12 protein-coding genes and 1 pseudogene are annotated in these 14,124 nt (G+C 66.8%); 4 read left to right on the plus strand and 9 right to left on the minus strand.

Features of this window, described 5'->3' with window-relative positions; all coding sequences use genetic code 11:
- The first annotated feature begins 46 nt into the window (after positions 1 to 46).
- Together JHL17_RS08415 and JHL17_RS08420 are read left to right on the plus strand one after the other, a co-directional pair.
- Entirely contained in the window at positions 47 to 1,231 is a 1,185-nt protein-coding gene (locus JHL17_RS08415) for a porin (protein ID WP_200191969.1), read from the plus strand.
- Between the two features lie 234 nt (positions 1,232 to 1,465).
- A complete protein-coding gene (locus JHL17_RS08420) occupies positions 1,466 to 2,014 on the plus strand; it encodes a GNAT family N-acetyltransferase (RefSeq protein WP_200191970.1) in 549 nt (182 codons plus the stop codon).
- A 98-nt stretch (positions 2,015 to 2,112) separates the two neighbouring features.
- Here JHL17_RS08420 and JHL17_RS08425 read toward each other — a convergent pair whose 3' ends face one another.
- The gene (locus JHL17_RS08425; RefSeq protein WP_247893393.1) at positions 2,113 to 2,763 is read right to left on the minus strand and encodes a helix-turn-helix transcriptional regulator; all 651 of its coding nucleotides are present in this window, start codon (positions 2,761 to 2,763) and stop codon (positions 2,113 to 2,115) included.
- 158 nt (positions 2,764 to 2,921) lie between these two features.
- Between JHL17_RS08425 and JHL17_RS08430 the strand changes: the two genes are divergently transcribed.
- Positions 2,922 to 3,551, plus strand: a complete 630-nt coding sequence (locus JHL17_RS08430) for a superoxide dismutase (protein WP_200191972.1) — start codon at positions 2,922 to 2,924, stop codon at positions 3,549 to 3,551.
- An 802-nt stretch (positions 3,552 to 4,353) separates the two neighbouring features.
- Here JHL17_RS08430 and JHL17_RS08435 read toward each other — a convergent pair.
- Positions 4,354 to 5,130, minus strand: a complete 777-nt coding sequence (locus JHL17_RS08435; protein WP_200191974.1) for an AraC family transcriptional regulator — start codon at positions 5,128 to 5,130, stop codon at positions 4,354 to 4,356.
- Positions 5,131 to 5,282: 152 nt separating this feature from the next.
- Here JHL17_RS08435 and JHL17_RS08440 point away from each other — a divergent pair, with 152 nt between their 5' ends.
- Positions 5,283 to 6,494 carry an MFS transporter gene (locus tag JHL17_RS08440; RefSeq protein WP_200191975.1) on the plus strand — a complete coding sequence of 404 codons (1,212 nt, stop codon included), beginning with the start codon at positions 5,283 to 5,285 and terminating at the stop codon, positions 6,492 to 6,494.
- A 64-nt stretch (positions 6,495 to 6,558) separates the two neighbouring features.
- Here the strand turns inward: JHL17_RS08440 and JHL17_RS36985 are convergent, their stop codons facing one another.
- The 7 genes and pseudogenes from JHL17_RS36985 to JHL17_RS08470 form a co-directional block, all read right to left on the minus strand.
- Positions 6,559 to 7,416, minus strand: coding sequence for a TRAP transporter large permease subunit (locus tag JHL17_RS36985; RefSeq protein ID WP_345773773.1), 858 nt, complete (start codon positions 7,414 to 7,416; stop codon positions 6,559 to 6,561).
- A gap of 70 nt (positions 7,417 to 7,486) precedes the next feature.
- Positions 7,487 to 8,470 (minus strand): annotated as a pseudogene (locus JHL17_RS36990) (TRAP transporter small permease); the annotation flags it as partial.
- Positions 8,467 to 9,486: a TRAP transporter substrate-binding protein gene (locus tag JHL17_RS08450; protein ID WP_247893394.1), complete on the minus strand. Its 1,020-nt coding sequence runs from the start codon at positions 9,484 to 9,486 to the stop codon at positions 8,467 to 8,469. The pseudogene JHL17_RS36990 and the gene JHL17_RS08450, both read right to left, overlap by 4 nt.
- 98 nt (positions 9,487 to 9,584) lie before the next feature.
- Positions 9,585 to 10,661 (minus strand): maleylacetate reductase, encoded by a 1,077-nt coding sequence (locus tag JHL17_RS08455; protein WP_200191977.1) that lies wholly within the window; start codon positions 10,659 to 10,661, stop codon positions 9,585 to 9,587.
- Positions 10,662 to 10,698: 37 nt separating this feature from the next.
- Entirely contained in the window at positions 10,699 to 11,919 is a 1,221-nt protein-coding gene (locus JHL17_RS08460; protein WP_200191979.1) for an enolase C-terminal domain-like protein, read from the minus strand.
- Complete coding sequence (locus tag JHL17_RS08465) at positions 11,916 to 12,929, minus strand: 2-hydroxyacid dehydrogenase (protein ID WP_200191981.1); 1,014 nt, start codon at positions 12,927 to 12,929, stop codon at positions 11,916 to 11,918. The genes JHL17_RS08460 and JHL17_RS08465 overlap by 4 nt, the downstream gene beginning before the upstream one ends.
- Before the next feature lie 124 nt (positions 12,930 to 13,053).
- On the minus strand, positions 13,054 to 13,944 hold the full coding sequence (locus tag JHL17_RS08470; RefSeq protein ID WP_200191983.1) for a LysR family transcriptional regulator: 891 nt from the start codon (positions 13,942 to 13,944) through the stop codon (positions 13,054 to 13,056).
- Between the last annotated feature and the right edge of the window lie 180 nt (positions 13,945 to 14,124).

Here is a 14,124-nt window from a genome sequence, read left to right on the forward strand (position 1 = left end):
AACCCGCTCTCATCCCCTGCCGTTCAATTTCGGAATGATCATCGCCATGCGCCCGACGTCCCCGCTCTCCGTCCTTCGCACCGCAGCCCTGGCCGGCACCGCCTCCGTCGCGCTTCAGGCAGCCCCGGCGCTTGCCGAACCCGAGTTCAGCCTGACCATCGGCGGGGACGCCTATTTCCAGGGCGCCTATGTCAGCCAGAAGCAGGATGACGGGCTGCGCTCGAGCGAGTTCGCCAACCGCCTGCGCCTGACCGTCACCCCGTCGGCCACCGCCGACAACGGCCTGACCTACGGCGCCCGGCTGCGTCTGGTCTCCGGCAACGGCGACCCGTCGGTTTCGAGCCGGACGGTCGAGAACGACCGCGCCTTTCTCTTCGCCAACGGCTCCTTCGGCACCATCCAGGCCGGCGTGATCAACGGGCTGTCGGACGAATACGGCATCATCGGCCCCAACACCGAAGGCATCGCCGGCAGCCCGGACAGCAACGGCATCCTGTTCCTCTACGGCTCGCCCACCTACGCCGGCCTGCCGCTGGCGGCGACCAGCCTGCGCACGCTGGTGTCCTACGACACCGGAACCAAATTCGTCTACATCAGCCCGAGCTTCGGCGGCCTGCAGGCTGCGGTGTCCTACACGCCGCGCACCGGCGATTCCAATACCTCGGTCAACCGCCGCAAGGTCGATGCCCTGGGCGACGCACTGGCCTTCCGCGACGTCATCGAAGCCGGCGCCGCGTTCCAGAACGCCTTCGGCGACGTCACGGTGGAGGCCAGCGCCTTCTACCAGACCGGCAAGGCAGTGCGGCAGAGCGACGGAATCCTCAGCCAGTCCTTCGAGGATCTGAACTCCTTCCATGTCGGCGCCAATGTCGGCTACGGCCCGGTGAAGGTCGGCGCCAGCTACGCCTACAGCGGCGACAGCGGCTATGCCAAGGGCCTCGCCCAGTCGCGCAACCAGCAGAACCTGATCGTCGGTGCCCAGTATCTCAGCGGTCCGCTGCTGTTCGCCGCCAACTACATGCGGGCGCTCGGCAACGACCAGGCGACCATGACGATGCCGGCCAAGGCCGACATCTGGCAGGGCGGCGTCACCTGGACCGTGGCCCCCGGCCTGACCGCCGGGCTGGAATATGACTACGTGCGCTCGACCCTGTCCGGCGGCGCCCCCACCGGCGGCGATCTGACCGACCGGGCGCATATCATGATGCTGGACACGCGGCTGGCATTCTAAATCGGATCGCGCAGGGCCGTTTCCTATTTGAAGCACGAATCCTTCCGCGAAACCAAAGGCTTGGAGACCGCCGGATACTTCAGGGAGTATCCGGCGGTCTTGCAATGCCAACTCATTGCTCGGGCTGTCTCACATTCGTCGACACGGTTCGAGGCTCACCCGGTAATTTGTTCGCCGGTGTCGATTGACGCCGTGCGCCCCAAATGATGGGTGTCCTCAACTCGGAGGTTCCGAATGGTTCCCGCCCTGTTGCAAACGAGCCGCCTTCAGCTCCGCCGGTGGCGGGAGGCGGACCTGGAGGCTTTTGCGCGGATTTCCGCGGATCCGGTCGCTATGCACCATCTCTTGCCAATCGGCGATCGGACGGCCAGCGATGCGTTCGCTCGCCGTGCCGAGGCGCATTTCGAGCAGCATGGATTCGGATTTTGGGCAGTGGAACTCCTATCCACGCAAGAATTTATCGGATTTGTTGGCCTCGTGAACGTCGGGTATGATGCTCATTTCACCCCGGCGGTGGAGGTCGGGTGGCGGCTGCATCCCGATTACTGGGGTTATGGCTACGCGACTGAGGCCGCGAAACGCGCCTTGCGCGATGGTTTCGAAAGATTGGATCTCAAGGAGATTGTCGCCTTAACAGTCCCTGCCAACAGCCGGTCGAGACGGGTGATGGAGCGCTTGGGTATGACGAGAGATGAGGATGACGACTTTGATCATCCTCGTGTTCCAGATGGGCATCCGCTCAAACGGCACGTGCTCTACAGGCTGCCCCGCTCCAGCCCATAGGCGTCAGCTTCAGACATGCCAACCTGCCAAACCCTGGTTCAACGGGCGGGACACCGTTGCATCGCAACGGTAATGCTCGGGGGGAGCCTACCCGGAACTCACGACGACGCGTGAGAATCGCCGTCTGCTCTCTCGTCTTCGCCATGAGGCGGTGCCGGCTCGATCCGGTAGGTGCAGCGCCGTTCGTCAGCCAGAATGTGCTCCATCCGCCGAATCTGTGAATCGGCTCCGATCACCCGCTGGAAGACGGCCAGTTCGGCACGGCAAAACCCCTGTTCCGTCGCCGCTGCGGCGCAGATCGGGCAATGATTCTCGATGAGGAACAGGGCGCCGTCTGCATCCTCCCTCCATTCGGCCATGTACCCCTCCCGGCTTCGGATCGCCGCCAGGCGCGCCACGCGATCCTTGAGGTCCGTCACCTCCGCCAACTCCGCCATATAGTGCCTTTCGGTGTCGGCCCGGCGTGTCGCGATCAGCCTATCGAGGGCATCCCGCCCCAGCGTCTCGCCGATGCCGCGGATCAGTTGCACGGCCAGTTCCGCATGCGCGTTCGGAAAGCGCGCATGTCCGGCCTCCGTCAAATGCCAAACCTGGGCCGGCCGTCCAACTCCACGTGACCGTGCCTGGGCCTCGACCAATCCTTCGGACGAGAGTCTGGTCAGTTGCTGGCGCGCATTCTCCGCGGTCGTCCCCAGCGCCTGCCCCAGCTCCGCCGTGGTTTGGGGGCCATTCATCTTCAGGAACGTCAACAGCCTGTCGGCCCCGCCCGGCGCGGTCGAGACGCTATTTTCCAAGCCTTGACTTGACATATTCGCCGCCATTCAATAAACCAAGCTTGTACTTTGGATTTTACGCCGCCCGGAACGGCCGATGCAACGGCCGGGTGGCCTTGGCAAAGGAGGAACCGATGACCGTTGCGTTCGTTCTGCCCGATCTGCCCTATGCCCCCGACGCGCTCGGGCCGGCGATGTCGTTGGAAACGATGACGCTTCACCATGGCAAGCACCACGCCGCCTATGTGGCGAAGCTCAACGAGCTGGTGCCCGGTTCGGTTTTCTCCGGCTTGGCTCTCGACGACGTCGTCCGCCGGTCCTTTGCCGATCCGCAGGCCCAGACCATCTTCAACAACGCCGGCCAGCACTGGAACCACCTCCATTTCTGGACCTGGATGAAGCCGGGCGGCGGCGGGGCGGTTCCCGGCATCCTGGAGCGCCGCCTCATCGACAGCTTCGGTTCCGTCGCGGCCTTCAGGGACGGCTTCGTCAAGGAGGGCGTGGCGCAGTTCGGCTCCGGCTGGGTCTGGCTGACCGAGGAAGCGGACGGGCGGCTGGCGCTGATGCGCACTCCGAACGGCGACAACCCGCTGGCGCATGGGCGGCACGCTCTACTGGGATGCGATGTTTGGGAGCACGCCTATTACGTCGATTACCGTAATCGCCGCCCGGACTATCTCGCGGCGTTCCTAGACCAGCTCGTCGATTGGGAAGCCGTGGCTGCACGCCTGGGACAGGTTTCCGGGACGTCCGCCGTGGGGTGATCGTCGACGGGTGCCGCCCTATGCTTTCGTGCGTTTGATGTGGAATGCACGAAAGCATAGCTCCATGTCCGACAACCGGATCGCGTCAAATCCATTCCGATTTGGCGCGATCCGGTTCGGCAGGTCTGGTGACGAGGCCGACGCCTCGTTCTTCGGAAGACAGAGGCCAAGAAACCAGGGCAATCGCATGTGGAATCGAGATTCCCATACAAGGACTTCCGTCATTCCCGCGAAGGAGGCTGTGAAGAAATCGAACTTATGTGGAAAAGCCCTGATCTGGCAGGCGCGCACATCTCCCACTCGTCATCCCCGCGGAGGCGGGGAACCAGGATTTCCAACACAAGTGCTTGTGGAGACTGGATTCCCGCCTTCGCGGGAATGACGGCCGAGGGACGCGCAAGATGCGACCCAACGCGACGTGGTTCGAACTTGGGGCTTCTCTCAGCGAGTCACCGATTTCTTCACAGACTCGAAGGCGGGAATGACGGGCTTCCTTGTATAGGATCACAATTGCCATATGCGATTGCCCTGGCAAAGGAACCGTCCGGTGATATTTCGCAAAGCTCGGGAATGAGAACGCGCCCGATGTCCACGCGACATCGTCCCAACCGGGAGGAAAAAGCGGTGGCTGACGGTCAAGCGGGAGGCTGACGGCTGGCTTCCGGTAGAGGTGCGTTCGAATTTCTTGATGATAACGATTATTATTCTCATTTCAAGCGGCTTTTTCGGCAACGAAGGGCATATCCGGCGACCGCATCGGGTTCCGCGGTTCGGGCCCCCCGTCCATCGAGACAGGACCGCCTCAATCGCCGCCCTTGAGATAGGCGCGCGGCGAGGAGCCGAGCACCCGCTTGAACATCGCCGTGAAGGCGGCCGGGTTGTCATAGCCGAGGTCGAGGGCGACGGAGGTGACGGTCTCTCCCGCCACCAGCCGCGGCAAGGCAGCGGCGAGGCAGGCCTGCTGGCGCCATTCGAGAAAGCTCAACCCGGTCTCGCCCCGGAACAGCCGCGTGAAGGCGCGCCGGCTGGTCCCCAGATCCGCGCACCAGTGTTCGATCGTCTCGTGCACCGCCGGCCGGCGCAGGAAGCGCCGGCAGCGGTCGGCCAAAGCCGGGTTCGTCGGGAACGGGACGGTGAGCGGCTGGGCCGGAAGATGCCGCATCTCATGGCGGATCAGCGCCATCACCGCGCCGTCATGGCTGTCCGCGTCATAATCCGCCGGCACGTCCACGGCGCGCGCGATCAGGCTGCGGATGAAGGGCGAAAGCCCGACGACTTGGCAGCGGTCCGGCATTTCGCCGCTCAGCGCCGGATCCAGGTAGAGGCTGTGCGTGGTCACCGCGCCGATCATGCGGACCTCATGCATGACACCGGGCGGGATCCACAGGCCGAAATCCGGCGGCACCACCCATCGGCCCTGCGGGGTCGACATGATCAGCACGCCGGTGATGCCGGAGATCAGCTGTCCGCGCCGATGGCGGTGGAGAGGCAGGGTGCCGCCGTCGGGATAATCATGCGTGGTGGCGAGGAGCGTCCGAAGAACCCCGTCGATTTCGTCGATGCGGACATTCCTGACCATGGCCCGATCTCGTAGGAAACTGGCCTGACCGCGGTGGCGGGCCTTCAGGACCGACCGTAGGCTTACGATGCATTCAACGCAACAATGCCGGGTCGCCGGACCGCTCCCCAGCAGGCCGGCCGCAAAAGGCGGAGAGAGAAGGGCATGCCCCCGTGACTGAGACCATTCTGGACCGGCCGCGTTCCGGTTCGACGGCCTTTTCCATCCTGGGCGCGATCAGCGCCTGCCATCTGCTCAACGACATGATCCAGTCGCTGCTGCCGGCGATCTATCCCATCCTCAAGGATGGATTCGGCCTCAGCTTCGCCCAGCTCGGCCTGCTTACTCTGACCTATCAGGTGACGGCATCGCTGCTGCAGCCGCTCGTCGGCCTCTTCACCGACCGCAAGCCGATGCCCTATTCTCTGGTCTTCGGCATGGGCTCAACCCTGCTCGGGCTGCTCACCCTGGCCTGGGCTCCCGGCTTTCCGGCATTGCTCGCCGGCGGCATGCTGCTGGGCTTCGGGTCGTCCATCTTCCATCCGGAAGCATCGCGCATCGCCCGCCAAGCCTCCGGCGGCGCCCATGGGCTTGCCCAGTCGCTGTTCCAGGTCGGCGGAAATCTCGGCTCCGCGCTCGGCCCGCTGCTGGCCGCCTTCATCATCCTGCCCCACGGCCAGGGCAGCCTCAGCTGGTTCGCAATCGCCGCACTGGCCGGCATGGTGGTCATGGTCCGGCTGGGAAGCTGGCAGCGGCTGAACGGCGCGACCCGCAAGGGGAACGGCGGGACGGCAGGACGGCATGCCGAACTGCCGGCGGGACAGGTCGCCAGGGCTGTCGGCATCCTGATCGCGCTGATCGTCTCCAAATACGTCTATCTCGCCAGCATCACCAGCTACTACACCTTCTACCTGATGGAACGCTTCGCCCTGTCCACCGGAGATGCCCAGCTCTGCCTGTTCGTCTTCCTGGCGGCGGTCGCGGCGGGAACGGTGATCGGCGGCCCGGTCGGCGACCGGATCGGCCGCAAGACGGTGATCTGGGTCTCGATCCTCGGCATCCTGCCCTTCACGCTCGCCCTGCCCTATGTCGGCCTGACGACGACCGTCATCCTCAGCGCCGTGATCGGACTGGCCCTGGCCTCCGCCTTCCCGGCCATCGTGGTCTATGCGCAGGAACTGCTGCCGGGCCGGGTCGGCATGGTGTCGGGACTGTTCTTCGGGCTGGCCTTCGGCGTGGCCGGGATCGGCGCGGCCGGCCTCGGGGTGGTGGCCGACTGGCGCGGCATCGGCTTCGTCTATGCCGCCTGCTCGTTCCTGCCGCTGCTCGGCCTGCTGACGGTCTTCCTGCCGGACGTGGAACGCCGCAAGCCGCGGGCGGCGTGACGCCGACATGAAAGAAGCCGGCCACGGTGCGAACCAGGGCCGGCTTCCTTGCTTCGGCTGTCTTTTACAGGAAGCCGATCGAGATCCAGGGAATGGCGGCGACCAGCACCAGGCCGACCAGCAGCGCCGCCAGATAGCCCAGGATCGGCTTCATGCCTTCGTCCGGGTTGACGCGGCCGATGGCCGAGGCGACGTAGAAGCCGACGCCGAAGGGCGGGGCGAACAGGCCCATCCCCATGGCGAGGATCACCACCATCGCATACTGCACCTCATGCACTCCCATCTCGCGGGCGATGGGGAACAGCAGCGGACCGAACAGCACGATCGCCGGAATGCCCTCCAGCACGCTGCCCAGGACGATGAAGGCGACGATCGACACCGCGATGAAGGTGAAGGCGCCGCCCGGCAGGCTGGCCATGAACTGGGCCAGATCGGTCGAGAAGCCCGAGCGCGTCAGGCACCAGGCCATCCCGGTCGCGGTGCCGATGATGAACAGGATCGCTCCCGACAGGGCCGCGGTCTCCACCAGCATCGGAACCACCCGCCGCCAGTCGAAGCGGCGATAGATCAGCAGCCCGACCGCGACCGAATAGACGATGCCGATGGTCGACACCTCGGTCGCCGTGGCGACGCCCTCGATCACCGCGGTGCGGATGACGAACGGCAGGGCGAGGGCGGGTATCGCCACCACCAGGCTGCGGCCGAGCTCGCCGGCGGTCGGCCGGCGCACCCCCGACAGGTTCTCGTTGCGGTAGCGGTAGCGCACGACGATGCACAGCATCACCGCCAGCAGCAGGCCGGGCAGCAGCCCGCCGGTGAAGAGCGCGGCGATCGACACGCCGGTGACCGAGCCGATGGTGATCAGCACGATGCTGGGCGGGATGGTCTCGGTCTGGGCGCCGGTCGCCGCCAGCAGGGCCACCAGATCGCCNGGCGCCGGTCGCCGCCAGCAGGGCCACCAGATCGCCCGGCTTGGCGCCGCGCGCCTTCATCTCCGGGAACAGCACCGGCGCCACCGCCGCCATGTCGGCCGCCTTGGAGCCCGAAATGCCGGAGACCAGATACATGGCACCGACCAGAACGTAGGACAGGCCGCCGCGGACATGGCCCAGCAGGTTGGCCAGCACCGCCACCATGGCGCGGGCCATGCCGGTCATCTCGATCAGCAATCCCAAGAAGACGAACAGCGGCACCGACAGCAGGATCAGGTGGCTCATCCCCTCGTCCATCCGCCCGACGATCACCAGCAGCGGCACGCGGGTGGTCAGGGCGAGATAGCCGAAGCTGGACAGGCCGAAGGCGAAGGCGATCGGCACGCCGGCGAACACGGAGCCGGCCACCACGATCACGAAGAAGACCAGCAGGTTGAGCTTGCCGAGATCGGCCAGCACCGGCTGCAGCGCGAAGAACAGCAGGGCGATCCCCGCCGCCGACGCCAGGGCGCCCGCCACCAGCTTGAGATCGCCCACCCGGGCGAGCCGGACCAGGGCGGTGACGATCATCAGCCCGAGCCCGGTGGGCAGGGCCGCCGCGCGCCACATGTTCGAGATCTGCAGCGCCGGGGTGGTGATCTCCAGCTCTTCCCAGGCGAATTCGCTGGCCGGCATGATGACCAGCAGCAGGAAGCACAGCCCCGCCGCCACCGCGAAGACGTCGAGGAACGCCTGCGCCCGCGGCGACGCCCAGCTGACGAAGGCGGTCATCCGCATATGCTCGCCCCGGCGGAAGGCGACGACGGCTCCCATCATCGCCAACCACAGGAACAGGATCGAGGCCAGCTCGTCCGACCAGGTGATCGGGGCATGCAGGACATAGCGGGCGACGATGCCGGCGAAGAGGATCACCACCTCCGCCGCCACCAGAAGCGCCACCGGCAGTTCGGACACCCAGCCCAGGATCCTGTCGACATGCGCCAGCCAGTGGCTGGCGCCGTCGGACGGTCCGGCGGTGGATTTGTGGTCCACCGCCGCCGTCATGTCAGGGCCCCGACCGAGCTTTCCAGGGCGGCCCAGGCCTCTTCACCGTATTTGGCCTTCCATTCGCCGTAGAAGCCGGACTTGCGCAGGACCTCGCGGAAGGGCGCCGGATCGACCTTGTTGAAGGTCAGCCCCTTCTGCGACAGCGAGTTCTGCAGCGCCTCGTTGAGGCCGGCGATGTCCTGGCGCTGCTGCTGCGCGCCATCGTTCAGGTTGCGGCTGACGATCTGGCGCAGATCATCGGGCAGCCCGCGCCAGGAGCGGCCGTTGGTGACGATCCAGGACCCGTCCCACACATGGTTGGTGATCGAGCAGAATTTCTGGACCTCGTAGAACTTGGCGGTGTCGGCGACCACCAGCGGATTCTCCTGCCCGTCCACCACGCCGGTCTGCAGCGCGGCATAGACCTCGCCCAGGTTGATGCTGGTCGGCGAAGCGCCCAGCCCCTTGAAGAGCGACACGTAGACCGGGCTGACCGGAACGCGGATCTTGAAGGCGGCCAGATCGGCCGGCCCGGTGATCGGCTTGGTGGCGGTGGTGATCTGGCGGAAGCCGTTGTCCCAGATGCGGTCGAAGGCGAAGAGGCCGGCCTTGTCGAACCCCTTGCGGATCACGCCGCCGAGCGGGCCGTCCATCGCCTTCCAGACCGCGTCGTAGTCCTTGAAGGCGAAGCCCATGCCGTTGATCGACGCCACCGGAACCAGGGTGGACAGGATCAGGCCGCCGGTGCTGAAGAACTCGATGCCGCCGGAGCGGACCTGCGCCAGCAGGTCGCTGTCGCCGCCGAGCTGGCTGTTGGGGAAGACGGCGATGTCGACCTTGCCGCCGGTCTCCTTGCGGATGCGCTCGGCGGCCTCGACGACGCGGACATGCAGCGGATGGCTGGCCGGGAAGCCGTGGCCGAACTTCCAGGCGAACTCCGCGGCATGGGCCTTGGAGATGAAGGGGGCGGCCAAAGGAGCGGCCAGGGCGCCCGCCGCGGTGGCGGCCAGAAACTGTCTACGCTTGATCATCATGGTGGTTCCTCCCTCTTTTTGCGTTCTCTGCACCGGTTCGGCTCCCGGTGCCGGGCCGGTCCCTCGCCGGTCCGGCTGCGATCCGACCCGAAAGCCGATCAGGTTCCGGGCCGACGACCCTCCAGCGCCGCAGTGAGGATACCGCGCACGGCCTCCTCGGTCACCGGGCCGGGGTTGTAGCGGTTGTCGGTCTCGACGGTGATCCGGGCGGCCTCTTCGACCTGATCGGCGGAGAAGCCGACCTCGGTCAGGCGCGTCGGCAGGCCGACCGTCTCCATCACGTCGAAGATGGCGGCGCCGACATCCGCCACCCCCATGGCGGCGGCCAGCCGGTCCATCGCCCCGCGGGCGAAAGGCGCATTGTAGGCGGCGACATGGGGCAGCACCAGCGCATGCGACAGGCCGTGCGGCACGCCGTAGGTGCCGCCCAGCACATGGGCGACGCCATGCTGGAGGGCGAAGCCGCCGGCCAGCGCCGCACCGGCGAGATGGGCGCCGTAGAGCAGGTCGGCGCGCGCTTGCCCATCGTCCGGACGGGCCGCCACCCGCGGCAGCGCGTCGAGGATCGCCCGCGCGCCCTCCATCGCCGCCGGCACGATCACCGGGCTGATGGTCGGGGTGTAGATGGCATCGACGCAATGGGCCAGCGCGTTCATGGCGCTGGCCATGCTGACGTCCACCGGCAGCCCGAGCGTCAGGGAAGGATCATAGACGACGGTGCCGGCCAGCATGCGCAGGCTCTGGTGCATCCGCTTGACGCCGTCGATGGTGATCCCGCAGAAGCCGGTCATCTCCGAGCCGGAATAGGTGGTCGGCACGGCGATGATCGGCAGCCCGAGTTCGAGCGCGATCGCCTTGCCCAGCCCGATGGAGGCGCCGCCGCCGACGCTGACCAGACAGTCGGCGTCCATCTCGCGCGCCTTCGCCCGCCCGCGGATCGCCAGTTCGATCGGCACCTGGGAAATCGCCTCCGGCAGGATGCCGATGCAGCGGCTGCCGAGACGGTCGGCGACGCGCTCGCCCATGGCGCTGCGGCCGGGGGTGGACACGACGAGCGCGCGCCTGGCACCCAGCCGTTCCACCTCCCCGTCGATGCGGTCGACGGCGCCGGCGCCGAAGACGACCCGCGACGGCAGTGCGTTGAACACGTCGCCGGGAGTGCTGAAGTCTCTCATGTTGGAAATCCGTCCGATAGATCGGTGAAGGCGGGGCTTACCAGTCGACGATGGTGCCGTCGTCGAGGACGGCGGAGGTCGTGTGCATCACCTCCGGCTTGAACGGGTGCTTGGCCGCCTCCGTCTCGTTCACCTCGATGCCGAAGCCGGGGGCGTCGGGCACCTCCCAATGGCTGCCGGTGCGGCGGATCGGCGTCTGCACCACGTCGTCGTACCAGGGCACCGCGCCGCTCATCTCCTCCTGGATGACGAAATTCGGCGTGGAGACGTCGAAATGCAGGGCGGCGACCCCGGCCAGCGGGCCGTTGGGATTGTGCGGGGCGATGCCGATCAGCTCCGCCTCCGCCAGCGCCGCGATCCGCTTGCCTTCCAGCAATCCGCCGGTGTGGTTCAGGTCGGGCTGGGCGATGTGCACCGCCTTCTGGGCGAAGACGGGCTGGAACTCCTTCAGCCCGACCAGCCGCTCGCCCGATGCGATCGGGCAGTCGGCCTGCTCGGCGATGCGGCGCAGCGCCTCGGTGTCGCCGGGCTGGACCGGCTCCTCGCAGAACATCGGCCGGTAGGGCTCCAGTTCGCGGATATAGCCCATGGCGGCGGCGATCGAGCCGGGGCGGCCGTGGAAGTCGATCATGATGTCGACCGCGTCCCCCACCGTGTCGCGCAGCGCCTGCATCATCTTGCCGACATGGCGCTGGGCCGGGACCGGCGCGCTGTGGGCGCCGTAGGGGATGAACACCACCTTGAGCGCGTCGTAGCCCTTCTCGGTCACCGCGGCGGCGCGCTCCTTCAGCGAGCCGACGTCGAAGGTCTCGTAGACCGACTTCATCTCGCCGAGGCCGAGATGGGTGTAGACGCGGACGCGGTCGCGCACCTTGCCGCCCAGCAGGCGCCACACCGGCAGGCCGACGCTCTTGCCGAAGATGTCCCACAGCGCGTGCTCGATGCCGCTGATCGCCGTCGCCCCGACCATGCCCAGCTTGTAGTAGCTGAACTTGTTCATCGCGCGGACGCACTGCTCGATGTCGCGCGGATCGCGGCCCAGCACGGTCGGCTCCAGATCCTCGACGGCGCCGGTGACCGCCCGCGTCTTCCAGTTCAGGCTCGCCTCGCCCCAGCCGTACAGGCCGGGCTGGTCGGTCAGGACCTTCACGAAGATCCAGTTGCGCATCTCGGCATTGACCACGAAGGTCTTCACGCCGGTGATCTTGATCGGCACGCCGGCGCTGCGGCGGGCGAGGTCCTCGTTGTCTCGGATCATGGAAAGCTCGTGTCTTGGAGGACGGGTCGGGACGCCGGCGTCGGCGCCCGCACCAGGTTCAGCAGCGGTTCGCCGGCGGCCAGCCGGTCGATGTTGCGGGCGATGAAGGCGTAGCGGCGCTCGGGCAGCCGGGTGGTCCAGGCCGAGGAATGCGGGGTGCAGACCGCGTTGGGCAGCTCCTCGAAGCGGAAGCGCGAGGGCGCCACCCGGTCGTCGGCGCCCGTCGGGTAGCCGTACCAGACGTCGAGCACCGCGCCGCCGATCGTCCGGCGCGACAGCGCGTCGTACAGCGCCGCCTCGTCGACGATGGCCGCGCGGGAGACGTTGACCAGCACCCCCGTCGGCTTCATCGCGGCGAGTTCGTCCGCCCCGATCAGGTTGCGGGTCTGGTCGGTCAGCGGGCAGGCGATCACCAGGAAATCGGAGCCGGCGAGCAGTTCCGGCAGCCGCTCGGGCGGCAGGACGGCGTCGGCCAGCCCCTCGGCATCGGTGGCGAACTGGTCGACGGCGAGGATGCGCATGCCGAAGGCGGCCGCCCGCCGGGCGATGGTCCGGCCGATGCGGCCGAAGCCGATCAGGCCGAGGGTCCGGCCGTGGATTTCGCCATGGGGCACCCGCGACCGGTAGACGTCGGACCAGCTGTCGGTGGCGAAGGATCGGCGCAGCGCGTCGGGACGGATTTCCCAGTTCAGCATCGCCGACAGAACGAATTCGGCGATGGGGATTTCATGCTCGAAGACGTTGCAGATGCCGGCACCGGGCGGCACCGAGGCGATGTCGATGCCGTCCAGACCGGCGCCCGGCACATGCAGCAGGCGAAAATCCGGACTCTTCCCATCGCTGCGGGAGAAACGCAAAGACACGACCACGTCTTCCGCGGTGATCGCGGAGTCGAAATCCGACGCGTGGGCCGCTTCGCGCGGAAGCGGAACGATGTCGCAGGGAGTCGTCAGGAAAGCGGCAAGCTTGTCCTTGTGATTGGCAGCCTCCCCGATCATGAAGATTTTCATTGGCCGGTTCCTCCGTTCCACGAACGATAGGTCCAACCAACTGAGTAGGTCCAACTATTTAATATGATCGTTTGATAAGGAAAACTTCTCACAGACCGTCGCTTCGGCGGACGACGGCCCCTTGCTACGAGACCCGTTCGCCGACCGCCGTCGCGACGTTCAAGAAGGTCTGGATGGCGGGAGAGCTGTCATCGCTCTGATAGGCGACCCCGAGCGTCAGAAAGGGGGCCGGCCCTTCCAGCGGGCGGTAGACCACCCCCGGCCGCTCGAACTGCTGGAGATCGGAGGCGATGAGGCCGATGCCGAAATCGGCGGCGGCCAGCGCGATGATCGATTGCGCCGGGGAGGCTTCGAGGATCAGCTCCGGGCTGAACCCCGCCTGCTGGCACAGGCTGATGATCTCGTCATAGAGGCGCGGGCCGATCACGCGCGGGAAGATGATGAAGCGCTGCCTGGACAGATCCTCCAGCCGCAGGCTCGGCCGCTGCGCCAGCGGGTTGCGGTCGGACAGCACGACGTTGAAGCGCATGCGGGCGATGGGATGCGACGACAGCGACTGGTCGTCGAGCGGCGGATGGAAGATGCCGACGTCGATGGCGCCGGCCCGCAGCGCCTCCTCCTGCTCGGCCGTCGTCATGACATGGACGTTCACGCCGAAATTCGGCAGCGCCTCGCGGAACCGGTGCATGATCTCGGGGAAGACGATGTAGAGCGCCGGCGCGGTCATGCCGACCGACAATTGCCCGATCTCGCCGCGGTCGGTCTGGCGCGCGAGCTGCGAGGCCCGGTCCATCTGCCGCAGGATCTTGCGCGCCTCGCCCAGGAAGGTCTCGCCGGCGCGGGTCAGCGAGACGCGGCGCTTGTTGCGGTGGACCAGTTGGACCTGGAGCTCGTCCTCCAGCTGCCGCAATTGTTGGCTGAGGGCGGGCTGCGTGATGTGGCACCGTGCGGCGGCGCGGTGGAAATGCAGCTCTTCGCAGAGCGCGACGAAAAACTGGAGCCTGCGACGATCCATGGGGCGGAGATAAGATCATCCGGCCGGAGCTGTAAAGCCGGATGCGCAAGTATTGCCCTCTCCCGGGACCTACGGGATGCACAGATCTCGCGCTTGCGGCAGGAAAAGCACCTTACCGCTGCGCGTAGCCCCTCTCCCCTCGCGGGAGAGCAACCGTGTTGTTGACTGAACCTCGTGTGC

The organism is Azospirillum endophyticum, from assembly GCF_016595245.1.
In the GTDB taxonomy this organism is placed as follows: domain Bacteria; phylum Pseudomonadota; class Alphaproteobacteria; order Azospirillales; family Azospirillaceae; genus Azospirillum; species Azospirillum endophyticum.